The organism is Viridibacillus arenosi (assembly GCF_001955655.1).
Classification (GTDB): domain Bacteria; phylum Bacillota; class Bacilli; order Bacillales_A; family Planococcaceae; genus Viridibacillus; species Viridibacillus arenosi.
Genome location: NZ_MSPW01000002.1, coordinates 348,639 through 372,833, shown reverse-complemented (window position 1 = coordinate 372,833; position 24,195 = coordinate 348,639). Strand labels below are relative to the sequence as shown.

The following is a 24,195-nucleotide window of genomic DNA, read 5'->3' as shown; positions in this document are numbered from 1 at the left end:
CTCCTATCTGTAAGTGCTTCAGAAAATAGATAAACTTGAAGAAATTCACGTCATCAACGGTCCATTTTCCATTCTAATCAGATAAGACCGTTGATTTCCGCTACGGTGGACGCTTTCCGCGGGCTGGCGCCAAGTCGCTTCGTCGCTATGCTCCTGCAGGGTCTTGGACTGTCCGCTTTTCCCGCAGGAGTCACCACCTCCGCTCCAATCAACTACACATGTAATAAAAATAACTATATAGAAAATAATGGATGTAAAAAATCCAAAAAGAAAAAGAAGTTCTTAAATTACCAAAATATATAAAAATAACAAAAGACATTCAGAATATGACTATTCTGAATGCCTTTTGACTACAAACTGATGCACTTACAACAAAGAGTGCTTTCCTCTTATATTGGTTTCATCATAAATAATTCTAAATAACGCTCTCTTCTACCGCTCATTGTTTTTAACTGATAATCAACTTCACTTAATCCAAATAATGCTTTTAGTAAACTATCCTCTGAAATTTTACGACGCTCTTCAACAATTCGTTTTACTCGATAAGGATTAACCTTTAGTTGTTTTGCAATTTGTTGCGAATGATATCCCTTTTTCAGTAAATAATAAACATTCGACATTAAACGAATCTGAGATGCAAGTAACGCTACTAGCGCAATAGGCTCTTGCTTTTGACGAATAAGATCATGGTAAATCGTTAAAGCGCTAGAAACATCTCTGTGTAAATATGCATTGAGCATCTTAAAAGCATCTTGCTCTAGCGTTTTCGCAACCATTTCTTCAACAAGAGCTTGCGTAATTGTATTTTCATCACCTAAATATAAGCTCAGCTTTTCTATCTCTGATTGTAAATGAAGCATGTCCATACCTACTAGCTCAATTAATTTACTAATGGCATTTTGTTCAATAGTTTTTTGTTGCTGGCTTACTTCATTTTGCACCCAAACCATTAAATCATTTTCTTTCGGTGTTTCAGCAAGCATATAAACAGCTCTATCTTTCATTAACTTTGTAACTTTTTTACGCTCATCAAGCTTTTCATAAGGGGCAATGAAAATTGTGATCGATGTATCTGACGGGTGATCTAACCATTTTTCTAAGCGTTTTAGATCATGGTCAATTTTCTCTTTACCCTTTTCCGTTGCTTTTAAGAACGATGCATTTTTTGCAATGATTAGTTTTTGGCTTGAGAAAAATGGGATCGTATCAGATTCATCAATCACATAATCAACTGGTTGTTCATCTAAATCAATAGTGATTGTTTCAATATCTCCATCTTCTTCAAGTCTCGTTTTAATACGCCTGATTGTTTCATCTATAAAATAAGACTCTGCGCCCGCAAGTAAATAGACTGGCTGTAAATCTCCCTTTTTTATACTTTTCCATAATGTTGAAAACATAGTCTCACCTCAAATTGACATTGATTATAGTATACCGTAATTTTCTCATTTTGTGAGTTTGAACAAATTGTGTCAATCTAGAGCAGGCATCTATTTTTACCTTTTCAATATAGCTTTTTTAATAGGCATACCGTATAATTAATGAGAATTAGGAGGGGTAGCAATGAATCCATTTGAAGAAAATGTACAATCAAAGCGTAACGACGCAATCGATTCAGGAGTAGGTTTTGGCGTATCATTCGTATTTTTCGCACTTATTTTCATCATTGCGACTGTCATCGATTACGCAGCTTTATAAGATACAGTTAAAAAGACATTGTCATTTTGATGATGTCTTTTTCTGTTTGTGCAGATTAATTGTCTTAAACACTGTAAACCCATTCTTTGTAACCGTTACTTCAATTGTTCCCACCTCAGCCGTATTTAAAGTTGGTAACTTCATCTCCTCAAACCTCGCAACAACATCCTTATTCGGATGACCGTATCGATTATTTAACCCACTAGAAAATATCGATAATCGAGGCTGTACTAAATTTAAGAAAGGTTTAGTTGAAGACGTTTTGCTGCCATGATGTCCCACCTTCAAAATGTCCATATCCGAAATAGCCTCAGTATAATTATCTACCAAGGTCAATTCCCCTGATTGTTCTAAATCACCTGTGAACAAAGCTTGAAAACCAGAATGTTGTAATATTAAAACTAGTGAGTCATCATTGCCTTCATAAATCAAATCAGTTGGAGATAAATAAGATAATGTAGTGTCCCCGTGTTTCCAACTCCTCCCTGCAATCTGTTCACGAATTGGGATTCTCTTCTTTTGTGCGAAGTCTACAACATCTTTCATAACTGACATTTGCCAAGAGTTTGGGGACACATGAATTTCCTTAACTCGAATTTCCTCCATAACCTCTTCGGCACCTTCAGCATGGTCTGCATCAGCATGTGTCAATATAAGCTTATCTACTGCTCCTATACCACTTCCTTTTAAATAAGGAACAACAATACCTCTGCCAACTTCATAAGGCTTTCTAGACTCTTTCCACGCCTCCTGATCGAACCTTAGTACTCCTCCTGTGTCTATTACATAAATTCCCTTACGAAATGGTAATTCAATTATAGTACAGTCTCCTTGTCCGACACTTAAAAATGTAATTTTCAAATTCTGATGCCAAGAAGGACTTTCATGAATAAAAAAAGCAGGAATTAAAAGTGTCAAGGTAATCAGGAACCAATGTTTCTTCTGTTCTACTTGCAGTAATACTACAATGACACTAACAAATGCTAGAAGTAGGAGCCACAATGAGGGTCTTCCAGGCGTCCACATTTGATACGGAATAGCCTGTAACGACATAATACATACGGACAATAACCCACGAACAGGTTCATAAATGAGAAAACAAAGCCATGCCAATGGTTTAGCCACATATGTTAGCAGTAACAATAATAAATTTGCAGGCAACACGACAAATGAAAATAACGGAACAAAAAAGATATTTGCAATGAATGAAGACAAGCTGATTTCAAAGAAATGATACAAAAGTAAGGGATAGACGAGTAACTGACAAACAAAAGTAATCGCAAATGATTGTTGCCAGGTATTTCTCGCTAACAAAAATATCTTCCCCGAAAACAATAACGACACAGTAGCCAGATAAGATAACTGAAAGCCAATTTGAAACACAACACTTGGCTGTAATAGCACAAATCCAATAAAACTCAACGCTAGCGCATCATCAATTGCTAAGCGATTCGAGACAATTCTACTTAGCATTACTAGTTCTACGACAGACACCGCTCGCCATACAGACGGTGCACCACCCGCTAAACAAGCATAAATAGGTAACGCAATGATAAGAACCCATGTCGCATGTTCTCTACGTATATGAAACCTCAGCAATAATTCATACACAAGCACCGAAACGAGCCCAACGTGCAAGCCTGAGATGGCAAAGAGGTGTGTTATACCAAGTTTCTGATATGCTCGCTCAACATCTGTCTCGACATTTTCACGTTCACCAATTATTAGAGACTGTGCTTCAGCTACTAAACTTTCTGGAAATGTATTTTCTATATGTTTTTTCACTTTGAACCTTTGTTCTGCAAAAAATGTAGAGAGTGATTTTTCTTTTTTCACAAATTGAAAACTTCTCACTTCAAAAATACCTTGCGCACCATTACTTTCAATATAGTTTGCCATAGAAAAAGCGTAACGATGTACAGGCATCGAGGGTTGGACTAATTCGCCTGAAACTTGAAAAACTGAGCCACTTAATGATTGTCCTTCAAATTTCTTCTTTTGCTGTTCTGATTGGATAGTGAAAATAATATATACTCTTTGACCATTCGGCAATTTCGCAAAGCCTCTTAGCTTTTGTCCATTCACCTTATATTGATCAGTCCAAGTAATATTTGTAACGTGTGGAATAGGGGTAAGTCTTGTAGATAAAATATGTGAGAAATAACTATAAGAGGAGAGAGTAACAATAGCGATACATAACATTATGGCTACTTTTTCTTTTTTTAAATATAGCCAAATACTATAGGGGATTAGTATAAATAGTAACTTTGCCGATTCATGAGCAGCTATCGTTGCTAATAGAACCGGCAAAGCAAAATAGATTATTTTATGTCGGATATTTGTAAGCCAAATAGCTCTTTCACCTTCTCTTCAAAAGGGGCCAATTCCTCATTGGAAGCACCGCTGTCACGTAGCTTATTTAATAATTCGACGTACAGCGCCATTTTCTCATTGCTTAAGAAGTCAATCTTACGATCATCAAAAGGAACATGTACAACATTAACACCAGCTTGCTTAAACAATTCAATAGCATACTCGTTGTTTTTGTAATCCGTTGCGTAATATAAATTATGAATTCCTGATTGAATAATAGATTTTGTACAAGGTAAACAAGGAAAATGTGTCACATATAAATCTGCTCCATTTGTTGATGTGCCATATTTTGCACATTGCAATAATGCATTTGTCTCTGCATGTACTGTACGAACACAATGGTTGTCCACAACGTAACATCCTTTGTCGATACAATGATCATCTCCAGAAATCGAACCGTTATAGCCCCCTGCAATAATACGTTTATCACGCACGATTGTCGCACCAACAGCTAATCTTGTACATGTACTTCTTAATGCTAATAAATGGCTTTGTGCCATGAAAAATTGATCCCAAGTAATACGCTCCATATGAATGCCTCCTGAATAAATCGTTCTACTATAAATTTAGCCATAACCAACTAGAACCGTCAATGGATCATTTATTGAACGGTAATAAAGTCTCGTAAATTTTCGAACGTTTTATCGCCTATTCCCGTGACATTTTTTAAATCTTCTATCGTTTTGAAAGGACCGCTGTCATCACGATAACTTAAAATCGCTTTTGCTTTTGAAGGTCCGACACCATTTAAAGTCATTAGTGTTGCTTCATCAGCCGTATTTAAATTGACCTTATCTGACTGACTGCCAGTTTGACTACCACTACCTGTTTGAGTAGAAGGGGTGGGAGTCGATTGTTGAACACTAGCAATGGCTTGTATTTCCGAAGGTTCTTCACCTATTTTGGGTACATAAATAACCATTTCATCTTGCAACCTTTGAGCATGGTTGATACTTACTGAATTAGCATTTTTTGAATAGCCTCCAGCAAGTAAAATTGCGTCAATCACTCGACTGTCTGCAGATAATGAGTAAACACCAGGGTTTTTGACTGCACCTTTGACATCCACAATTATGGATGTATCCGCAATAATACCTTGTAACTCTTGTTGCTCTGTATTTAATGGTTCTTCCACTTTTGTTTTTTCTGGGATTGTTTCGAAAATGTCGGTTTGGGGAGTGTCCGACTGGTTTTGGGAGAAGTAGAAATAAAAAAAGCACGACAAAATCAAGATCCCTGGGAGGAGATACTTTTTGCCATACTGCTTCAAAAAAGAAGGAATTAGTCCGCACCATCCTTTCTTTTCAGAAGGCATAACATACGAAGCTAATTCCATATTATAGTATTTTTTAGTAATTGAAAAGAGATTATTTCACAGCGTGGAAGAATAATCGTTCAGATTCTGCTTCTGGTGCTTCTTCCGTAAAATCTGCTGTAATTGACACATTAGAAAATCCAGCGTCACTAAGCCATTTAACGTATTGCTCAACAGGAAATGTACGTTGGTAATGGTACTCTTCAAATCGTTCGAAAAGTTGCTCATTTGCTTGTACGTAAAACGTCATATCATGGTGAACTGAATGCGGAGCTTCCCCTGATTCTGTATCCCAAATATAAGTAATTTCTCCGTCATCATACGTAAATGGACCATCTAAGAAAATGACATCCATTTTGAATAAAGAATGAACATCAAAGAATAAATGACCACCATCACAAAGTGACTCATAAATGCGTTCAAATGTAGCTACCACAGCCTCTTCATCTTTTAAATAGTTCAAGGAATCAATTGGAATCGTAACAACATTTAAATCAGAAAACCCATCTAGCTCGTCCATTGATTGACAAAACAATGGAATAGTTAGTTGTTCTTCCATAAAGCGTTCACTTGCAATCGCTAGCATTTCTTCCGATAAATCGACACCACTAACAGCATATCCTTGTCGTGCAAATTTTGCAGCCGTTACGCCCGTACCACAACCAACATCTAATAATTTTGGTGCAGTTGTGCTCGGTGCATGTTTCACTACCCAATCTACATACTGATCATACGGGATATCTGTCATTAATGTATCGTATACTTCGGCAAAACGCTGGTAACTACTCATAGCTCATCAACATCGACGAATGGAGCATCTCCCCATAAGCGTTCCAAGTTATAAAAAGTACGTTCATCACGGTGGAATACGTGTGCCACAACATCACCCATATCTACTAATACCCAACGAGCTGCGTCAAAACCTTCTATACGTTTTACTTCATAGCCTTCTTTATGTGCTACATCTACCATTTCACGTGCAATTGCTTGCACTTGACGATCAGAATTGGCATGACAAACGATAAAATGATCTGCTAATGGTGAAATTCCTTGCATATTCATTACGATGATATCCTCCGCACGTTTATCGTCTGCCGCTTTATATGCAAGCTGTAGTAAAGTTTTAGTCATTCTTTCACTTGTCCTCTCTTTAACATCAAATCGTTATAACATTTGAATGAATCCGGAAATACCGGTTGATTTTTATTTATTAAAAACATGATGGAATGACGTATACACGCAATCATCACTTCGTTTAAATCCTCATCTTTTGCAGCAGCACGTAAGTCTTCTACACCAGGATATCGACGATTTGGTTCTATCATATCTGCAATATAGACAATCTTCTCTAAATCGCTCATCCCTTTACGTCCTGTTGTATGGTAGCAGATAGCGTTTAGTATGTCTTGATCATCTATATTAAATTCTTTTTTCGCAACATAAGCTCCCATTGGTGCGTGCCAAAGTTCATGATGGTATTTCAATAGAGTCGGATCCATCTCTTTATCGATAATTTTCGATTTCATCCAATCTCGATCAGCATACTTGCATGAATCATGAAGAATTGCTGCAGTTTCTGCTTTTCTCGGATCGCTCCCAAAGCGTTCTGCCAATGTAATTGCCGTTTCAGTAACACCAATTGTATGGATATAACGTTTTTCGGGCATACGGTCTTTCATCGCTAATAATAATTCATCGCGTTCCATATAACCCTTCCTCTCGTATATACTGTTCAACTTCTGTTGGTACTAAAAAAGTAATTGTGCGATTTGTCTGCACCCGCTCACGAACTATAGTTGAAGATAACTCAATAAGTGGCGCATCTATTATTTGCACGGGGTATGTTGTTTCTGCTTTCGAATGAGGACGTTTAACACCAACGAACTTCACAAGCTCCAGTAGTTCATCAATTTTATACCAGTGATCAAGCATATCTATCATGTCGCCACCGATAATAAAATAAAATTCACAGTCTGGTTCACTTGCAGTGAGCTTCCTCATCGTTTCATACGTATATGAAATGCCACCACTCTCTATCTCAAAAGGCTCAAGTTTAAAGTGCTTATTCGAAGCAATAGAAAGCTCCGTCATTTTCAGACGGTCTTCAGCAGTGGCATCGTTAGTCGTTTGCTTATGAGGTGGTATGGCATTAGGCATGAACCTTACTTCATCCAGACCAAGTGCATCATATACTTCATTTGCCATTATTAAATGTCCAATATGAGGTGGATTAAACGTACCACCTAATAATCCAATTCGTCGCATAAAACCAAATCCTTATTTAGATTTTGGTAATTCAATACGTTTGTTATCACGAGATTCTTTATATAATACAACTGTTAATCCAATTAATTGCACAAGTTCTGCACGAGCACCTTTTGCTAATGCTTCTGCTACTTCATGTTTATCTTCTTCACAGTTATCTAAAATACGAATTTTCATTAATTCGCGTACTTCAATTGCTTCTTTAATATGTTTGATTAATGCGTCATTCACTCCGCCTTTACCTACTTGGAAAATTGGATTTAAGTGATGTGCTTCCGCACGTAAAAAACGTTTTTGTTTACCTGTTAACATTATTTCCTCCTAATTGTTCCGTTAACGACTCTTTCATAGAAGTCGTATTAGGGAACTGTCCTAACCAATAATTAAATGCTAAAGCACCTTGATGAACGAACATTCCTAATCCTGTCACCACGGTTGCCCCACGTTGTTCTGCCGCCTGTAAAAAAGGCGTCATTAAAGGATTATACACAATATCCGCAACAATTGCTTTAGTTGAGAGCTGATCTAGTTCAAATGGCAGTTGTAATGTACCATTTTTTAGACCAGCTGGTGTTGTTTGAATTAAAATATCATAATCACCTAAAGTTGCTTCTGCTTCCTTCAGTGAAATTGCATTTGCACTACTACCTAACTCCTTACAGATTTGTTCTGCATTCGCTACAGTGCGGTTGGCAATCGTAATCGTTTGATAACCAGTGTGTTTCAGCGCAAAGGCAATACCTCTCGCTGCTCCACCAGCTCCAATTAATAGCACACGGCCATCACGGTGGGCGTCTCCAATTGCCTCTTCTAATGAACGCACAAAGCCAAGACCATCTGTATTATAGCCTTTTAACTTGCCATCCGCTTGTCGAACAACCGTATTCACAGCACCCATTTTTTCCGCCATTGTATCAAGCTCATCTAGATATGGGATAATCGAAGTTTTATGTGGGATCGTCACATTCCAGCCACTTGCTCCAAGCATTTTCAAAGAACTTATAGCTTCTTCTAATTGCTCAGATAACACATGGATTGGTAAATAAGCTGCATCTAAATTTTCTGCTGAGAACCACTGATTGTGCATTGCTGGAGACATCGAATGCTCGATAGGGTCTCCAATAACTGCAAACCATTTTTTCATATCAAAATCCTCCTAAATAAGAGATGGACGAATTTGAACTTCCACACCTTTAGGAGCATATGCTGCAATGACAACATTTGCATTTTGAACGGTAATCCAACCTAAACCAGAAAAGACGATATCTGTTTTTGCTTCTTTAATAGAGAATTCATAACGCACTAATTCTGGCAATTGATCGATATACTTTTCAGAAGGTGGAGCTAATAACTCACCTCTATGGGTTTCATATAAGTCATCTGCTTTTTCTAATTTTGTACGATGAATCTGTAAATCATTTGCAATATGAACAGTGAATGCAGCACGAGCACCTTGTATAAAATCAAAGCGTGCTAATGCTCCAACAAATAGTGTTTGGCCTTCGTTCAATTGGAATACTTTTGGTTTTATTTCTTTTTTCGGCATAATATATTTAAGTTCAGACGGGTCTAAATAATGTGCCATTTGATGATGATTAATAATTCCTGGAGTATCAAAGATTGCTTTACCATCCTCTAAAGGAATTTCAATCATATCTAAAGTTGTCCCAGGGAAATAAGATGTTGTAATCACTTCTTTTTCACCTGTTGCCTGTTTAATAATACGGTTGATAAAAGTTGATTTACCAACATTCGTACACCCAACTACATATACGTCTTGTCCACGACGATATTCATCGATAGCAGCCATTGCTTCTTGCATGCCCATTCCTTTATGTGCACTAACAAGCATAACGTCAATTGGTTTTAAACCTAATTTCTTTGCCTCTTGCTTTAGCCAGTTAACAACTTTTTGTTTTTTCACTGACTTTGGTAGTAAATCTGCTTTGTTTGCAATTAATAATACAGGGTTATTGCCTACAAAACGGTGTAAGCCCGGTAACCAGCTTCCATTGAAATCAAAAATATCTACAATTTTAACGATTAAGCCATTTTGTTGACCTAAACCGTTTAAAATACGTAAGAAATCATCATCTGTTAATGCTACCGGTTGTAATTCATTATAATTTTTCAAACGGAAGCATCGTTGACAGATGATACTTTCCTTTTCAAGAGATGAAGCCGGTGCATAACCTGGCGCTTTTGAATCGTCTGTTTGAATAATTGTTCCACAGCCGATACAATTTGGCATTTCATTCATTTATTTATTCCTCCCAAGTTTTGACACCATGTTTTTTCAAATAATTAAAGACACGTCTTTCGACCATGCGATTAAAGCGTGTGACAAAGCCATCAGATAGTGCAACTGGCTTCACAAGAATAGTGTGTATGCGAAGACGATTTCCACCAAGGACATCCGTCAGCATTTGATCGCCTACCATGACAACTTCATGTCGCTGCATATTCAGTCTTTTTAAAGCTCGCTTAAATGCATTACCCATAGGCTTACGAGCATTGAAGATATATGGTAGCTCTAAAGGATCTGCAAATGCTTTTACACGAAGCTCTTTGTTATTTGAAACGATCATTACTTGAATACCCGCTTCACGAATAGTTTTCAACCATTCGATTAGCTTTTCAGTCGCATCTGGACGATCCCATTCGACAAGTGTATTATCCAAATCTGTAATAATTCCACGAACACCAAGTTGCTTTAGTTTGTCAGGTGTAATTTGATAAATCGATGTGACAAATTCTTTTGGCATTAAAAAGTTATACAAATCATGTTCCCCTTATCTATCATAGTCAACGTTATTTAGTGTTTGCTCACTAAACTAGACGTATTCTCTTTAATTCACTTTATCGATTATAACATATGTGCGAACGCTTCTCCCACACGAATCCGTCCATCTTTCACAACATTTTCAAGGAATGCCGCACGATTCTTTTCAAAAATCATGACAACAGTCGAACCGAAAGTGAAATAACCAACTTCCTCGCCTTTTTCCCAAGTGTCAGACGTATTCGTCAATTGAATAGAATTTACGAACATTGCGCCAACTTTTATCACTTCGCAATGTGCGCCACTACTCGTTTTTAGCTCTGTAACACTACGGTAATTGCCAGAAATCGGTTTATTACCATATGTAAGACCAGTGCCGTTAACTGGATATGACTTCGCACCAAGTGTATATTGGCGAACAACTTTCCCATCAATCGGACTATGAATACGGTGATAATCTCTAGGACTTAAGTAAAAGACAATGTATTGACCATTTTCAAATGTTTTCGCATGCTCTTCCTTACCTAAAAGATCAACTAAATCATAGGTTTTCCCTTTTACAAAAAACGATGTATTATTTTCTATCGTTCCAAACGATTCAATTTTTGCATCAACAGGACTTACATACATTTCTGGATTATGATCAATTGGTCTTGCTTCTGATACGAGCTTACGTGTGAAGAAATCATGTAAACTCGTAAAAGATTGCATGTTTTTTGAAACCTCGCCCGTTTCAATATCGTATATATCAATATAGGACGGTATTATCTTCTTACTTATAGCCGATGTGGTAAAGCGTTTTAAAAGCACCGAAGACCATTTACCATTCGTTAGTTCAATCGCTTTTTGATAAAGTTTTTCTTTCATCATGCATTGTCCTCCATTCCAAAAAAGATTTACGGAAACTTATAAAAGAAGTATAATGTTCTAATACTGAATAACAAAGGAGTGTTGTCCATTGTTTTTACTTCACATGGTGGATACCACAGTTAAAAAAATGAAATCACATTTAGCAAACTTAATCACTATTGGAAATCTATCTTTTGGTGGTGCGTCAATTATGGCTACCATCAATGAATCATACGAATACAGTGTGTTATTTATTTTTATAGCTGCCCTGCTAGATCGCTACGATGGTAAAGTAGCACGAAAATATAACCAGGAATCGGCATTAGGTAAACAACTTGACTCGATGAGTGATATTATATCATTCGGCGTTGCCCCTGCGTTATTAATGTACGAAGTGGTGTTAAGCCAATTTGGTACAGTAGGAATGGTAGTGACTGTCATGTACATGGCTTGCGGCGCATTTAGACTAGCCCGTTTTAACATTACAGAATCAAATGGCTTTTTCACTGGCCTGCCTATTACAGCTGCAGGTGCTATCTTAACTGCCTCATTCTTTTTTATATCTATACTTTCAACGGTATTTTACATGTTTTTGTTCCCGATTTTATCTATTTTAATGATTAGTACCTTTTCTTTGAAAAAAGTTTAATGAAATTGAAATGTCTAAAGCGTCCAATTAAATTGGGCGCTTTTTTACGTACTTAGACAACCACAAGCTGTCATATATTGATGAACGATGACAGAAAGGATGTCTGAAATGAGTACATTATTAACAGCCATCATCCAATTTTGGATGGAGATTCCCTCAATTGTCGGCTATTTGAAAGGTCAGGCGTTCCCTCAACCATTTTCAAAGGAAGAAGAGGCCCTTTGTTTGGAACGCTATTTAGCAGGCGATGAACAAGCGAAGCTCGAGCTTGTCGAAAGAAATATGCGTCTTGTCGCCCATGTCGTGAAAAAATTTCATCCGAAACACGAGCAACTTGATGATTACATTTCTATCGGTACTATTGGTTTAATGAAAGCTGTTAGTAGCTTTACACCGGATAAGAAAACACGCCTAGCTACTTATGCCGCACGCTGTATTGAAAATGAAATACTGATGTTCTTAAGAGCTCAGAAAAAAGTACAGAAGGATGTTTCTTTATATGAACCAATCGGTACAGATAAAGACGGGAATGCATTAGAAATTACAGACTTACTGCAAAGTGATGAACGACCAACTGATGTACAGATTGAGCAACAGGAGGAAGAACAGCATTTATATAGACATCTCGATAAATTGGATGAACGGGAACTTGAAATTATTCAAAATCGATATGGACTAGGTACCTTTGAACCTTTGACTCAAAAAGAAATCGCAAAAAAACTAAGTATTTCGAGAAGTTACGTTTCTCGTATTGAAAAACGAGCATTAATAAAACTCTATCAATATTTTAAACATGAAAAAAACTCCCTCTGAGAGGCATCTCAGAGAGAGCTTACTAGTTATTTAAGTTAGTCAGTTGTTTCAGCTGTAATAATTAAACTAGCAATTGCTGTAATCGCCATTGCTCCTGCCATTAAAAATACCATGCCAAGTCCCCCTAACATCCCTAGATTAATGTGTAGCATCCCTACAACTATTTTACCATTAGGATGTTATTTAGATCAGATGATATATGAACAACTTCTGTCAAATAATAGGCGTAATTGTGAACATTAAAGTTTTTCAATAACACGTAAAACGATTTCAGTTGAATGTTTTGCAGCCACTGGTAAGAATTCCTCAAAACTAATATTCGATTCTTTACCTGCAATATCAGATAACGCTCGAATAACGACGAATGGTGTACCGAATTGATGACATACTTGCGCTACTGCTGCCGCTTCCATTTCAGCAGCCTTCATTTGTGGGAAATGGCTTCTAACAAGCGCTACACGTCCAGGATCGTTCATAAATGAATCTCCTGTTGAAATAAGCCCAGTTGCAAATTGATGCTCTCCAAGCTCTGCTACGGCTTCCTCAGCTACTTTACGTAGCATCTCATCCGATTTAAAAGCAGCAGGCATTTGTGGTACTTGACCCATTTCATAACCGAAGATAGTAGCATCTACATCATGATGACGTACCTCATCAGAGATAACAACAGCTCCAACTTCTAAGTTCTCATCAAAGCCACCTGCTGAACCTGTGTTAATCACAACATCAGGTTTAAATTGGTGTAACAAAATTGTCGTAGACATCCCTGCATTGACTTTACCAATTCCACTTTTAAGTAAAATAACATCATGCCCTTTATATGTACCTGTTGTATATTCACTATTTGCGATTGTTGTTGAAGTTGTATTTTCAAGAGTTGCACGTAGAAGTTCTACTTCCTCTTCCATTGCACCAATAACTGCGATTTTCATATTTCTCCGCCTTTCTTTTTTCGACACTTCTTTAAACATAAAACAAAAGGCGTCCATCCGTCAAGAACGAGGATGACGCCTTTTCATTTTCTTAAAAGAGTTTATTGATTTGCACTTGGTAAAGTCTTTAGAACTTCCATTTTCGTTGGTTTCCATCCTTTGTTTTTTACCCATTTCATATACACACGGTACTTATCTTTTTTATCCTTTGAAGAAACAGTCCCTATTGCCGTATCTGGACTCCCACCATTTTTAATAAACCAAACAATCATATCATCTTCATTTAGACCAGTTGTTGAAGCCAGTGTTGTGACCTTCTCTTTCCAGTCTATTGAATTAGAATCGTAACTAGAATTATGCTGTGCACCTGATTCCTTTTGAGCTGTAGCAGTTGGTTTCCAGTTAGAGTCTTTGATGACTTCTTTGACAATAGGATCATCCGAATCTTCTTTTTTCGCTGTTGAGCTATTTGTTTTATCTTCTGATGAATTTGAGTTGTTATCTGTAGAAGTGCTACTATCAGTTTGTGTTTGATCTACTGAGTTATTACTCTCTGTATCTTCTTCCGTACTAGTAGTATCATCTACATTATTATTCTCTTCTTCATTGTCTTCCGTTTCAGTTGGTTCTTCCGGTTCTTCCGGTTCGTCTGACTCATCTTCCTCTTCTTCTGCAGGTTGTTTAATAACAGGTTTTTCTTGCTGTATTTTATCCGTCTCTTTTGCAGTGTCTTTGTCGTCGGATTTGTCACCTAGTATGATCATAGTCGCTACTACAAGTATAAGTAGTACAACGACTCCTATTAGTCCATTTAATAATTTATCCATTTTTTTCTTTTTATCTTGTGGTCGATTAGGTTGTGGGTTGTATCGACGTTTCGTCTCAGCCATTTTGATTCCCCCTATATAAAATCTCTATTATAGAGTAACACGAATTGTTTCATTGTCCCAAACAAAAAAAGCTTATCCATTTAGAATAAGCCTTTTTGCATAATCATTTTATTTGATTGTGATGATACGTACGTCCATGTCTCCACCAGGCGTAGTAACTTTTAACTCTTCTCCAACTTTACGGCCTAGAAGACCTTTAGCAATTGGTGAGTCATTTGAAATAAGACCTTCGATAGGATCTGCTTCTGCTGAACCTACGATTGTGTAAGTTTCTTCATCGCCATCTGGAAGTTCTAAAAATGTAACCGTTTTACCAATTGCAACAAAGTCATTACTTAATTGGTCTTCTGTGATGATAACAGCATTACGAATCATTGCTTCAAGAATCGTAATACGACCTTCAACAAATCCTTGTTCATCCTTCGCTGCATCATACTCAGAGTTTTCAGAAAGGTCACCGAAACTACGAGCTATTTTAATACGCTCTACTACTTCTTTACGTTTCGTTGAGATTAAGTACTCTAGTTCATCTTGTAATTTCTGTTTACCCGCTGTTGTCATTGGGTATTGTTTTTCATTTGACAAAGTATTTCACTCCTTAGATAATTCACTACTTAATAAAAATACTATGCCGCTTCTATGAAAAGAATGCGACATAGTTTTTATGAAAATATTGCCAATCCATAAATATCATATTACACAATAGTTTCAGATTCAAGAATTGTTTTAATTTTTGTAACCATTAAATCGATTGCCACTTCATTTTGACCACCCTCAGGGATGATAATATCAGCATATCGTTTTGTAGGTTCGATGAATTGATTGTGCATTGGACGAACAACAGATAAGTATTGGTCAACGACAGAATCGATTGAGCGGCCACGCTCATTTATATCACGAACTATTCGACGGATAATACGTAAGTCAGAATCAGTATCCACAAATAATTTAATATCCATTAAATCACGTAGACGTTCATCTTCTAAAACTAAAATTCCTTCTAAAATAATTACATCCTGTGGTTCGATGTGAATTGTTTCTTTTGCACGTGTATGTAGAGCATAGTCATACACTGGTTTTTCTATAGCTTGTCTATTTAAAAGACGTTTGACATCTTCAATTAATAAATCTGTGTCAAAGGCATTTGGATGATCATAGTTTGTAGATAAACGTTGCTCAAACTCTAAATGACTTTGATCTTTATAATAATAGTCTTGTTCAATAACAACAACTGAGTGTTCTTTAAATACATCATGGATAGCATGTGTAACACTCGTTTTACCTGAACCCGAACCACCGGCAATCCCAATTACAACAGGACGTTTTTTACTCATTATCGGGTCTCCTTACGCATCATATTATGTGGGAATAATTCTTGTTCACATTTAAAGCGAACAATTTGTAACGGATGACGTGCTGCGTCTAGTGCATTGCCGTCCTCATCCCAAACTTCATCTAGTGTTACTCGGAAATTTTCAATTTCAGGACCGAAAAATTCCACTTCTTCACCTGGTTTGAAGAAGTTACGTTGTTGCAATGTAACCATTTTTGTTTCTTTATCATAATCAAGCACCATACCGACGAAATCATATTTCGTTTGTTTACCATGCTCTCCAAACATTTGTTGCTCGTAACTTGGCTCTCCTTCAAAGAAAGATGAGGCCGTTTCACGATTTGCACATTTATCTAATTCTTCTAACCAAGCTTTATCGATTTTGAAGTTATCTGGGTCTGCACAGTATGCGTCCATAACTTTACGATATACGCTTACCACGGTTGCTACGTAATGAATGGATTTCATACGACCTTCTACTTTTAATGAATCGATACCAAGCTCAATAATTTTAGGAATAGATTCGATTAGTTTTAAGTCTTTTGGACTCATGGCAAATGCTTCATCGTCTTCAGTAAATAATGGTTTTTCAACGCCATCTTCTACTTCATATAAGTCATAATCCCAACGGCATGATTGACAACAACCACCGCGGTTAGAATCCCGTGCTGTCATATGGTTAGATAACACACAACGTCCACTATAGGCGATACACATCGCACCATGAACGAACGACTCGATTTCGATATCCACTTTTTCTTTCATAAGTTTGATTTCCTCAGCACTTGTTTCACGAGCCAATACAACTCGGTGTAAACCTTCTTCTTTCCAATACTGTACTGCCTTCCAGTTGGATAGAGATTGCTGTGTACTTAAATGAATTTCAATCTTTGGTGCCACTTCACGACATGTTTCAATAATGAGTGGATCTGCCACGATGATACCTGTAATACCTGCTGATTCCAGGTCACGTAAGTATTCTTCAAGACCGTCCATGTTTTCATTATGAGCAAAGATATTTGTTGTGACATAAATTTTAGCGCCATATTTCTTTGCAAATTCAACACCTTCACGCATTTCGTCAATGGAGAAGTTGCCTGCATTTGAACGTAAACCAAATTCGCGTCCGCCGATGAAAACAGCATCTGCACCATAGTGTACAGCTATTTTTAATTTCTCTAAGCTACCTGCTGGTGCCAATAATTCAGGTTTTCGCACGATGACTCTTTTGCCATCAATGATTTCGCTGATGCGATCATTTTGTATTATTGTCAAAGTGAACCTCTCCTTTCTTAATAGACTGTTTCCTTAAAGTAGAATCCAGTATCTAATGGACGAATTGCTGGTTGAATTTCTTCAATTTTTGCTAATAAGTCATTTTTAATATCGAAATAACTGTCAGCTGATTCCGCATAAGCATCGATTGCTTTACGGTAACATTTTGTCACAGTAACAACATATTCAGGTGATTGTAGCACACCTTCAATTTTAAATGAATCAATTCCCGCTTCAAATAACTCATCTAATTCATCAATAATACATAAATCATTCGGACTGAAAATGTGCGTACCATTTAAATCTTCATAAATTGGATATTTGTTATTACGTTCGTCATCATGTAAAAACATATTACGATTTTCTTTACGGTTTTCAACTTCCATTGCTTTATCTTGATATAAGAAATAGTTACCCAGTAATGAACGTTTTGATTGGAACATACAAGTCATACCATGAACTTGTACTTCGATTTCAAATTTTGTGTTTTCTTTAATTTCAATTACTTCATCCATGCTTAACTCTCGAGCTAAAACTGTACGCGTTGCTCCACGTTTGCCCCAATAGTCAGCTTGGAACCAGTTTGTTGCAATAGTTTCCGGACTCCAATGTAGCGGAATCGTCACTTCTGCTTCACGTCGCGCAATAATCATAGCAGGATCGCCAAAAACGATTGCATCTACGCCAATTTCCGCTAATTTTCGCATATATGGTGCAAGTGCGTCTACTCTGTCATTATGGAAAATAGCATTCATCGCTACATATACTTTTTTTCCTGCTGCATGAATTTTCTCAGTTGCTGCAGCTACTTGTTCTATTGAAAATTCACCTGCTAAACGTAGACCGAATTGTTGTTCACCTATTAAAAAAGCATCCGCTCCAGCTTGGATGAGTGCTTCAACATGCTCAACAGATTGTGGTGTAACGAGTAATTCAGGTTTCTTCATGAATGGTCACCTCTTTATACATATCAATAAACCGTCCCCTACTGGGAAAAATGTGGATTTGTAATCAGGATGATTAATAATCCAGTCTGCAAAATGATGTAGGTTACGGATCATCGTTCTTTTTCGTCTTGGTACTTCTTTCATATCTAAATCTGATAGGCCATGCATGTACATATTATCGATATATAGTATACCGCCAGAACGAACTAGGGGACTATATTTGTCGAAAAAGCGTTGGTACTGACCTTTTGCCGCATCAATAAAAACAGCATCAAAAGTTGGATGATTACTTTCCACATCCACTTCTAACGCATCCCCTTCAAGTAACTCAATATTCTCTTTAGCAACCGATTGTGCGATAAATTGTTTTGCATGTTGAATGCGTAGGGCATCACGTTCAATCGTCACAACCTGGCATTGTGGTAATGTCTCTGCCATACGAATAGCGGAATAGCCAATAGCTGACCCTATTTCTAATATAGATGATGGCTGTTGTATACGCAGCATTTGAAGCAATATCTCGATTGCAGGTAATTGCATAATTGGTACATGGTTCTCTTCAGCGAAGCGTTCCATTTCCATTAGCAATTCTGATCTTGGTTGGATGAAGGTTTGAATATATGAATCCGAAATGTTCATACTTTCATAGCTCCTTAAGTATCAAAAATACACTTTATATTATCATGAAAATAGAAGAAAAGCGAGTAGTGCTTTTCTTCTACAGTTTGTTACTTAATATATTTGTCAACATTCTTTAGATGTTCTTCGTACTTTTCAGCGAAATGATTGATACCATTTTTATCCGCTAAGAAATACAAGTATGGCGTTTCAGCAGGGCTAATTGCCGCATCTAATGATTCTTTACCTGCATTGGCTATCGGTCCTGGTGGTAATCCCTTCACTTTATAAGTGTTATAAGGATTATCTACCTCTAAGTCTTTATATAAGACACGATCCTTATGCTCACCTAATGCATACAAAACTGTCGGGTCTGTTTGTAAAGGCATACCCGCTTCAAGTCGGTTATTAAAAACACTTGCGATTGTTTCTCGGTCAGTTTTAGCAGTAGCTTCACGTTCAAGTAATGAAGCAAATGTTAAAAATTCATGAACAGACATACCTTTTTCTTTTAACTGTTCACTATATTGCGTTACAACCGTATTTGTTTGAGCAATCATTTGATCTACAATTTCTTCTAAAGTAGGTTCTTCTTCAAAGAATGCGTAGGTCGCTGGATATAAATATCCTTCTAACGCGTAACGAATCTTTTTGTTACTTACTTTTTTCGTAATCAGTTCTGGATACTTAGCTTTCATCTTCTTAACGAAAGATTTGCTTGTTACAAGCTTCATAAATTCATCTGATGAGTACTGTGTACTTTTAGCAACGCGATTACCAATTTGATCTATTGTCAAGCCTTCTGGAATGATAAGAGAGAAAGCTGGCTGACGATATACCTTACCTGTTTTCAAACTTTGAATAATTTCATCGATTGTCATTGATTTTGTTAATTTATACGACCCTGCTTGGAACTCTGATTCATTTTTAAACTTTGTGTAGTATTTAAAAACTTTAGCATCTTTAATGATGTTCTTTTTCTCAAGCGTGGTAGCGATAGAATCGAGATTAGAACCAATTGGCACTTCAACCTTCACTGTCTTGTTAGAATCAGGATCAACAGGTTTTAATGCACTAGATACATAAAAATACACGCTCGTACCAATTATGGCTGTAACAATAATAACGATTAAAGCAATAATGAAAACAATTTTCCGAACGGTTTTTACTTCTTTTTTATGTTCTTTCATTTTCTCTAACATTGCTTTTTTTTGAGATTCCTGGTCCACTAGCTGTCCTCCTATTACCTATCTAAACTATTATCATAAATAAAAAGCGGAATGAAAAAAACCATTCCGCTTTCATAAAGGCTTACAGATTACTCTTCACCGAATTCAGCGTCAAGCGTGTTCAATACTTCTTCAACCATATCCCACTCTTCATCTGTTTCAATTTCTTCAATCGATTCAAGTTCACCGTCTTCTGATAATATAGTTTTAGCAGCGAAAACTTCTACTTGTTCACCTTCTGCAACGCCCTCTTCATAATAAAGAACGTATGATTGTTCAGTAGCATCTACTGAAAATTCATAAAGCACGGCATATGTGTGTTCGTTGCCTTCTTCATCGATTAGATGGATATGTTTGTGATCGTGTTCTTGTTCATTTGACATGCTTTTCACCTCTTGTTTAAATTAAAAATTATTCAGCGTCGATATCTTCATCAAGCTCATTTACAACTTGCTCGATTAAATCCCATTCAGCTTCAGTTTCGATTGGTGCTAATTCACCGTCTTGACCATCTTCAGAAGGTGTGAATGCTGATGCAAAGATTTCTACTTCGCCTTCTTCATCTTCAGTACCAATTACGTAGTAAAGTACGTAAGATTTACCGAATTCTTCTGAGTCAAATGTATGAAGTACTTCACACAATTGTTCGTTGCCCTCTTCATCTACCACTGTGATATTGCGTTGTTCTTGTTCGTTTTCGTTTGTCATAATATATTCACCTCATAATTATTTTCGGTCTAAATACCCTTGAAGGATCATAACCGCAGCCATCTTATCAATAACTTTTTTTCGATCCTTGCGACGGACATCTGCTTCAATCAGCAAGCGCTCCGCAGCCATCGTTGTTAGACGCTCATCCCATAATGTTACCTTTAAAGAGAAGGTATCCTCTAACAGCTCTTTATAGCGTTGAGAAGCTTCTCCTCTAGGGCCGACAGTATTGTTCATATTTTTGGGGAATCCAACAACGAATTCCGTTACTCCATATGATTGGACAAGTTCACGAATTCGGTCAATACCAAATTCTTCGTTTTCTTCGTCGATTTTTACAGTTTCAATTCCTTGAGCAGTCCAACCTAGTGCATCACTAATTGCTACTCCAACTGTTTTAGAACCAACATCTAAACCCATTATTCTCATCATTATGCCTCGTTATTCTTTTTAATGTAGAACTTCACAAGTTCTTCTAGTATTTCGTCACGCTCAAGCTTGCGAATTTTGTTACGAGCCTCTTGATGACGAGGAATATATGCCGGATCACCTGACAGCAGGTAACCAACAATCTGATTAATCGGATTATACCCTTTTTCTTCTAGTGCCGCATGAACATGAAGCATAGTTTGCTTTACTTCTTGTTCCATAGATTCTTCGGGAAAATTAAATTTCATCGTTTGATCGAACGAACTCATGCTCAGCACCTCACTTTAAGTTTTTGAAAGTATAAAAAATCTTCTATTCATAGTAAGTATAACGTATTAGAGCTACCTTTTAAATAGATTTTACATAATCATAAACAGATTCAAGCGCTTCTGCAAGTTTAGAGCCATCTTTTGCCCCAGCCATCGCCATATCTGGGCGACCGCCACCTTTACCACCGCATTGTTCTGCTACTTGTTTAACGATATTTCCAGCGTGATAGTTCCCACCAGCTATGTCTTTTGTAACACCTGCAATAAGCATTACTTTATCGCCTTCAGTTGCACCTAAAACAATAACGCTGTTCGTCATTTTTTCTTTTAGATCATCCATTAGTTGTCGTAATTGATTGTTGTCTTTTGCTTCTACTTTAGTAGCAAGAACTGTGACTTCACCGATTTCTTTTGCAGCAGATAAAATGTTAGACGCTTGAGCGTTTGCAATTTTAGAAGATAGTGCTGCATTTTCGCGTTGTTGTTCTTTGTAATCATGTTGTAAACCTTCAACACGAGCAACTAGATCTTTTGGATTAGCTTTTAATAGTGCAGCTGCTTGCTCTAGAATATGTTGCTCTTCTTTTGCTGCAACGAAAGCTGCTTTACCTGTTACGGCTTCAAGACGACGAGTACCTGCTCCAATTCCGCTCTCAGAAACAATTTTAAAGAAACCAATTTGTGATGTACGGTCTACGTGAATACCACCGCAAAGTTCTAATGAATAGTCACCCACTTGTACAACACGAACTACATCACCATATTTTTCACCGAATAAAGCCATTGCACCCATTGCTTTTGCTTCATCGATTGCTTTGTTTTCAATAATAACAGCGATATCGTCCCAAATTTTTTCGTTCACAATTTGCTCAATTGTTTCTAACTCTTCTTTTGTTACTTGACCGAAGTGAGAGAAGTCAAAACGTAAACGATCTGGTCCTACATAAGAACCTGCTTGGTTTACATGATCACCTAATGTGTCTTTTAATGCACGTTGTAAAAGGTGAGTCGCTGTATGGTTTTTAATCGTTTGATTGCGCGCATCGCGATTCACAACTGCATGAACAGCATCTTCAATATGCATTTCTCCAGTTTCTACAATAACTGTATGCAAATTTTGACCGTTCGGTGATTTTTGTACATCTTTAATTGAAGCAGTGAATGAGTCATTTGAGATCGTACCAAGGTCAGCAATTTGACCACCTGACTCTGCATAAAATGGCGTTTCCGAAAGAATAACTAGAACTTCTTCACCTTCAGAAGCTTCTTTCACTTCTTGTCCATTTGCTACTATTGCAACTACTTTTGAATGAGTTGTTAATGTTTCATAACCAACAAATGTACTTTCTTGGTTTAAATTAGCTAATACCTCAGATTGAACATGCATTGAATCGACGTCTTGACGAGCTGCGCGAGCACGGTTACGTTGTGCTTCCATCTCTTTTTCAAAACCTTCGTGGTCTACAGTCATATTTACTTCTTCAGCATATTCTTCTGTTAATTCAACAGGGAAACCATAAGTATCATAAAGGCGGAAAGCGTCTTTACCTGGCACGATAGTTGAGTTTGCAGCTTTTTGTGTTTCAACTACTTCATTAAAAATAGCTAAACCACCGTCTAATGTTTCGTGGAAACGAACTTCCTCATTTTTAATAACACGTTGGATGAAATCTTGTTTTTCTTTTACTTCTGGATAGAAGTCCACCATAATTTCGCCCACAGTTGGTACTAAATTATACATGAATGGTTTTTCGATACCTAATTGTTTTGCGTAACGAACGGCACGGCGTAGTAAGCGACGTAATACATAACCACGTCCTTCGTTTGATGGAAGTGCTCCATCACCTATAGCAAATGCTACTGTACGAATATGATCAGCGATTACTTTAAACGCTTCATCTTTGTTTACATCAACATGATATTTTTCACCAGAAATACGTTCTGTATGCTCGATAATTGGTATAAATAAATCCGTATCAAAGTTTGTCGGTACATTTTGTACAACCGAAGCCATACGTTCTAGCCCCATACCAGTATCAATATTTTGTTTTGGTAGCGGTGTGTATGTGCCATCAGGATTATGGTTGAACTCTGAGAATACAAGATTCCAGATTTCTAAGTAACGTTCATTTTCTCCACCTGGATATAGTTCAGGGTCTGATTCGTCTGCACCGTATGATTCTCCACGGTCATAGAAAATTTCTGAGTTTGGACCACTTGGACCTTCACCGATATCCCAGAAGTTTCCTTCAAGACGAATTAAGCGCTCCTCAGGAATGCCGATTTCATCTTTCCAGATTGTATATGCTTCAGTATCTTCAGGGTGAATAGTAATTGAAAGTTTTTCAGGTTCAAAGCCCATCCATTTTGCATCAGTTAAGAACTCCCAAGCATAGTGGATAGCTTCTTTTTTGAAGTAATCACCGATAGAGAAGTTTCCTAACATTTCAAAGAATGTATGGTGACGTGCTGTTTTACCCACGTTTTCGATATCGTTTGTCCGGATAGACTTTTGTGCATTTACGATACGTGGATTGTCAGGAATAACACGTCCATCAAAGTATTTCTTTAATGTTGCTACTCCTGAGTTTATCCATAATAATGATGGGTCATTAATAGGCACAAGTGGTGCACTTGGCTCTTGTTTATGTCCTTTTTCTTCAAAGAACTCAATATATTTACGACGAATTTCTGCTGCTGTTTGCATTTGCTTATTCCTCCTTTAGACAATAAAAAACCTTCATCCACTATAAAAGGGACGAAGGTTGAAAATTCGCGGTACCACCCTAGTTACAATAGACCGGTCTTGCGTCTATTG

The 24,195-nt window shown here is 37.1% G+C and carries 29 protein-coding genes and 1 other annotated feature (1 of these 30 cut by a window edge); of the genes, 3 read left to right on the top strand and 26 right to left on the bottom strand.

Translation table 11 applies throughout. The annotated features are described in order from the left end of the window. Positions 1-389: 389 nt before the first annotated feature. A complete protein-coding gene (holA, locus tag BK137_RS05670) occupies positions 390-1,400 on the bottom strand; it encodes a DNA polymerase III subunit delta (protein ID WP_038187182.1) in 1,011 nt (336 codons plus the stop codon). Between the two features lie 163 nt (positions 1,401-1,563). On the opposite strand from holA, the gene BK137_RS05665 reads away from it, so the two are divergent. Next, positions 1,564-1,698, top strand: a complete 135-nt coding sequence (locus tag BK137_RS05665; RefSeq protein WP_038187184.1) for a YqzM family protein — start codon at positions 1,564-1,566, stop codon at positions 1,696-1,698. Positions 1,699-1,719: 21 nt separating this feature from the next. On the opposite strand, the gene BK137_RS05660 is transcribed toward BK137_RS05665, so the two are convergent. The 12 genes from BK137_RS05660 to BK137_RS05605 form a co-directional block, all read right to left on the bottom strand. Next, complete coding sequence (locus tag BK137_RS05660) at positions 1,720-3,900, bottom strand: DNA internalization-related competence protein ComEC/Rec2 (protein WP_235175756.1); 2,181 nt, start codon at positions 3,898-3,900, stop codon at positions 1,720-1,722. A gap of 119 nt (positions 3,901-4,019) precedes the next feature. After that, positions 4,020-4,601: a ComE operon protein 2 gene (locus BK137_RS05655; RefSeq protein WP_038187191.1), complete on the bottom strand. Its 582-nt coding sequence runs from the start codon at positions 4,599-4,601 to the stop codon at positions 4,020-4,022. A 71-nt stretch (positions 4,602-4,672) separates the two neighbouring features. Continuing rightward, positions 4,673-5,206, bottom strand: coding sequence for a helix-hairpin-helix domain-containing protein (locus tag BK137_RS05650; protein ID WP_235175757.1), 534 nt, complete (start codon positions 5,204-5,206; stop codon positions 4,673-4,675). Positions 5,207-5,438: 232 nt separating this feature from the next. Further along, positions 5,439-6,176 carry a class I SAM-dependent DNA methyltransferase gene (locus BK137_RS05645; protein WP_038187194.1) on the bottom strand — a complete coding sequence of 246 codons (738 nt, stop codon included), beginning with the start codon at positions 6,174-6,176 and terminating at the stop codon, positions 5,439-5,441. Continuing rightward, on the bottom strand, positions 6,173-6,517 hold the full coding sequence (rsfS, locus tag BK137_RS05640) for a ribosome silencing factor (protein WP_038187197.1): 345 nt from the start codon (positions 6,515-6,517) through the stop codon (positions 6,173-6,175). Before rsfS ends, BK137_RS05645 begins: the two co-directional genes overlap by 4 nt. Then, positions 6,514-7,092 carry a bis(5'-nucleosyl)-tetraphosphatase (symmetrical) YqeK gene (gene yqeK, locus BK137_RS05635; protein WP_038187200.1) on the bottom strand — a complete coding sequence of 193 codons (579 nt, stop codon included), beginning with the start codon at positions 7,090-7,092 and terminating at the stop codon, positions 6,514-6,516. The genes rsfS and yqeK overlap by 4 nt, the downstream gene beginning before the upstream one ends. Next, on the bottom strand, positions 7,079-7,651 hold the full coding sequence (locus BK137_RS05630) for a nicotinate-nucleotide adenylyltransferase (RefSeq protein ID WP_038187203.1): 573 nt from the start codon (positions 7,649-7,651) through the stop codon (positions 7,079-7,081). The genes yqeK and BK137_RS05630 overlap by 14 nt, the downstream gene beginning before the upstream one ends. 12 nt (positions 7,652-7,663) lie before the next feature. Beyond that, positions 7,664-7,963: a ribosome assembly RNA-binding protein YhbY gene (gene yhbY / locus BK137_RS05625; protein WP_038187215.1), complete on the bottom strand. Its 300-nt coding sequence runs from the start codon at positions 7,961-7,963 to the stop codon at positions 7,664-7,666. Beyond that, entirely contained in the window at positions 7,950-8,795 is an 846-nt protein-coding gene (aroE, locus tag BK137_RS05620; RefSeq protein ID WP_038187218.1) for a shikimate dehydrogenase, read from the bottom strand. Before aroE ends, yhbY begins: the two co-directional genes overlap by 14 nt. Positions 8,796-8,807: 12 nt before the next feature. Continuing rightward, positions 8,808-9,911 (bottom strand): ribosome biogenesis GTPase YqeH, encoded by a 1,104-nt coding sequence (yqeH, locus tag BK137_RS05615; protein WP_038187220.1) that lies wholly within the window; start codon positions 9,909-9,911, stop codon positions 8,808-8,810. Between the two features lie 4 nt (positions 9,912-9,915). Beyond that, complete coding sequence (locus BK137_RS05610; RefSeq protein WP_038187223.1) at positions 9,916-10,431, bottom strand: YqeG family HAD IIIA-type phosphatase; 516 nt, start codon at positions 10,429-10,431, stop codon at positions 9,916-9,918. Positions 10,432-10,517: 86 nt separating this feature from the next. Further along, positions 10,518-11,300, bottom strand: coding sequence for a phosphatidylserine decarboxylase (locus BK137_RS05605; RefSeq protein ID WP_038188258.1), 783 nt, complete (start codon positions 11,298-11,300; stop codon positions 10,518-10,520). A 91-nt stretch (positions 11,301-11,391) separates the two neighbouring features. Between BK137_RS05605 and pssA the strand changes: the two genes are divergently transcribed. Beyond that, positions 11,392-11,931 carry a CDP-diacylglycerol--serine O-phosphatidyltransferase gene (gene pssA, locus BK137_RS05600; RefSeq protein WP_179078245.1) on the top strand — a complete coding sequence of 180 codons (540 nt, stop codon included), beginning with the start codon at positions 11,392-11,394 and terminating at the stop codon, positions 11,929-11,931. 108 nt (positions 11,932-12,039) lie between these two features. Continuing rightward, positions 12,040-12,744, top strand: a complete 705-nt coding sequence (gene sigK, locus BK137_RS05595; RefSeq protein ID WP_038187226.1) for an RNA polymerase sporulation sigma factor SigK — start codon at positions 12,040-12,042, stop codon at positions 12,742-12,744. A gap of 239 nt (positions 12,745-12,983) precedes the next feature. On the opposite strand, the gene mtnN is transcribed toward sigK, so the two are convergent. From mtnN to alaS, 13 genes are all read right to left on the bottom strand, one after another. Continuing rightward, positions 12,984-13,676 (bottom strand): 5'-methylthioadenosine/S-adenosylhomocysteine nucleosidase, encoded by a 693-nt coding sequence (gene mtnN, locus BK137_RS05590; RefSeq protein ID WP_038187228.1) that lies wholly within the window; start codon positions 13,674-13,676, stop codon positions 12,984-12,986. Between the two features lie 101 nt (positions 13,677-13,777). Beyond that, the gene (locus tag BK137_RS05585) at positions 13,778-14,566 is read right to left on the bottom strand and encodes a YrrS family protein (protein ID WP_038187231.1); all 789 of its coding nucleotides are present in this window, start codon (positions 14,564-14,566) and stop codon (positions 13,778-13,780) included. 108 nt (positions 14,567-14,674) lie between these two features. Then, positions 14,675-15,151: a transcription elongation factor GreA gene (gene greA / locus BK137_RS05580; protein ID WP_038187233.1), complete on the bottom strand. Its 477-nt coding sequence runs from the start codon at positions 15,149-15,151 to the stop codon at positions 14,675-14,677. 110 nt (positions 15,152-15,261) lie between these two features. Next, entirely contained in the window at positions 15,262-15,900 is a 639-nt protein-coding gene (gene udk / locus BK137_RS05575) for a uridine kinase (protein WP_038187236.1), read from the bottom strand. Beyond that, positions 15,900-17,174, bottom strand: coding sequence for a peptidase U32 family protein (locus tag BK137_RS05570; RefSeq protein WP_038187239.1), 1,275 nt, complete (start codon positions 17,172-17,174; stop codon positions 15,900-15,902). The genes udk and BK137_RS05570 overlap by 1 nt, the downstream gene beginning before the upstream one ends. A gap of 17 nt (positions 17,175-17,191) precedes the next feature. Then, positions 17,192-18,121, bottom strand: coding sequence for a peptidase U32 family protein (locus BK137_RS05565; RefSeq protein ID WP_038187242.1), 930 nt, complete (start codon positions 18,119-18,121; stop codon positions 17,192-17,194). A gap of 6 nt (positions 18,122-18,127) precedes the next feature. Then, a complete protein-coding gene (locus tag BK137_RS05560) occupies positions 18,128-18,760 on the bottom strand; it encodes an O-methyltransferase (RefSeq protein ID WP_038187244.1) in 633 nt (210 codons plus the stop codon). Between the two features lie 89 nt (positions 18,761-18,849). Next, a complete protein-coding gene (gene mltG, locus BK137_RS05555) occupies positions 18,850-19,968 on the bottom strand; it encodes an endolytic transglycosylase MltG (protein ID WP_179078244.1) in 1,119 nt (372 codons plus the stop codon). 89 nt (positions 19,969-20,057) lie between these two features. Further along, a complete protein-coding gene (locus BK137_RS05550; protein ID WP_038187247.1) occupies positions 20,058-20,351 on the bottom strand; it encodes a DUF1292 domain-containing protein in 294 nt (97 codons plus the stop codon). 28 nt (positions 20,352-20,379) lie between these two features. Further along, positions 20,380-20,676 carry a DUF1292 domain-containing protein gene (locus tag BK137_RS05545; RefSeq protein WP_038187264.1) on the bottom strand — a complete coding sequence of 99 codons (297 nt, stop codon included), beginning with the start codon at positions 20,674-20,676 and terminating at the stop codon, positions 20,380-20,382. Between the two features lie 18 nt (positions 20,677-20,694). Continuing rightward, positions 20,695-21,108, bottom strand: coding sequence for a Holliday junction resolvase RuvX (ruvX, locus tag BK137_RS05540; RefSeq protein ID WP_038187267.1), 414 nt, complete (start codon positions 21,106-21,108; stop codon positions 20,695-20,697). 2 nt (positions 21,109-21,110) lie between these two features. Then, positions 21,111-21,377 carry an IreB family regulatory phosphoprotein gene (locus BK137_RS05535; protein WP_038187270.1) on the bottom strand — a complete coding sequence of 89 codons (267 nt, stop codon included), beginning with the start codon at positions 21,375-21,377 and terminating at the stop codon, positions 21,111-21,113. A 79-nt stretch (positions 21,378-21,456) separates the two neighbouring features. Beyond that, positions 21,457-24,084 (bottom strand): alanine--tRNA ligase, encoded by a 2,628-nt coding sequence (gene alaS / locus BK137_RS05530; protein WP_038187272.1) that lies wholly within the window; start codon positions 24,082-24,084, stop codon positions 21,457-21,459. Positions 24,085-24,128: 44 nt separating this feature from the next. Further along, positions 24,129-24,195: a binding site (T-box leader), on the bottom strand; it runs 148 nt beyond the window's last position.

Coding starts and splice junctions, on each gene's coding strand:
- holA (WP_038187182.1), bottom strand. CDS start 1,400: ATGTTTTCAACATTATGGAAAAGTATAAAAAAGGGAGATTTACAGCCA.
- BK137_RS05665 (WP_038187184.1), top strand. CDS start 1,564: ATGAATCCATTTGAAGAAAATGTACAATCAAAGCGTAACGACGCAATC.
- BK137_RS05660 (WP_235175756.1), bottom strand. CDS start 3,900: ATGTTATGTATCGCTATTGTTACTCTCTCCTCTTATAGTTATTTCTCA.
- BK137_RS05655 (WP_038187191.1), bottom strand. CDS start 4,601: ATGGAGCGTATTACTTGGGATCAATTTTTCATGGCACAAAGCCATTTA.
- BK137_RS05645 (WP_038187194.1), bottom strand. CDS start 6,176: ATGAGTAGTTACCAGCGTTTTGCCGAAGTATACGATACATTAATGACA.
- rsfS (WP_038187197.1), bottom strand. CDS start 6,517: ATGACTAAAACTTTACTACAGCTTGCATATAAAGCGGCAGACGATAAA.
- yqeK (WP_038187200.1), bottom strand. CDS start 7,092: ATGGAACGCGATGAATTATTATTAGCGATGAAAGACCGTATGCCCGAA.
- BK137_RS05630 (WP_038187203.1), bottom strand. CDS start 7,651: ATGCGACGAATTGGATTATTAGGTGGTACGTTTAATCCACCTCATATT.
- yhbY (WP_038187215.1), bottom strand. CDS start 7,963: ATGTTAACAGGTAAACAAAAACGTTTTTTACGTGCGGAAGCACATCAC.
- aroE (WP_038187218.1), bottom strand. CDS start 8,795: ATGAAAAAATGGTTTGCAGTTATTGGAGACCCTATCGAGCATTCGATG.
- yqeH (WP_038187220.1), bottom strand. CDS start 9,911: ATGAATGAAATGCCAAATTGTATCGGCTGTGGAACAATTATTCAAACA.
- BK137_RS05605 (WP_038188258.1), bottom strand. CDS start 11,300: ATGAAAGAAAAACTTTATCAAAAAGCGATTGAACTAACGAATGGTAAA.
- sigK (WP_038187226.1), top strand. CDS start 12,040: ATGAGTACATTATTAACAGCCATCATCCAATTTTGGATGGAGATTCCC.
- mtnN (WP_038187228.1), bottom strand. CDS start 13,676: ATGAAAATCGCAGTTATTGGTGCAATGGAAGAGGAAGTAGAACTTCTA.
- BK137_RS05585 (WP_038187231.1), bottom strand. CDS start 14,566: ATGGCTGAGACGAAACGTCGATACAACCCACAACCTAATCGACCACAA.
- udk (WP_038187236.1), bottom strand. CDS start 15,900: ATGAGTAAAAAACGTCCTGTTGTAATTGGGATTGCCGGTGGTTCGGGT.
- BK137_RS05565 (WP_038187242.1), bottom strand. CDS start 18,121: ATGAAGAAACCTGAATTACTCGTTACACCACAATCTGTTGAGCATGTT.
- BK137_RS05560 (WP_038187244.1), bottom strand. CDS start 18,760: ATGAACATTTCGGATTCATATATTCAAACCTTCATCCAACCAAGATCA.
- BK137_RS05550 (WP_038187247.1), bottom strand. CDS start 20,351: ATGTCAAATGAACAAGAACACGATCACAAACATATCCATCTAATCGAT.
- BK137_RS05545 (WP_038187264.1), bottom strand. CDS start 20,676: ATGACAAACGAAAACGAACAAGAACAACGCAATATCACAGTGGTAGAT.
- ruvX (WP_038187267.1), bottom strand. CDS start 21,108: ATGAGAATAATGGGTTTAGATGTTGGTTCTAAAACAGTTGGAGTAGCA.
- BK137_RS05535 (WP_038187270.1), bottom strand. CDS start 21,377: ATGAGTTCGTTCGATCAAACGATGAAATTTAATTTTCCCGAAGAATCT.
- alaS (WP_038187272.1), bottom strand. CDS start 24,084: ATGCAAACAGCAGCAGAAATTCGTCGTAAATATATTGAGTTCTTTGAA.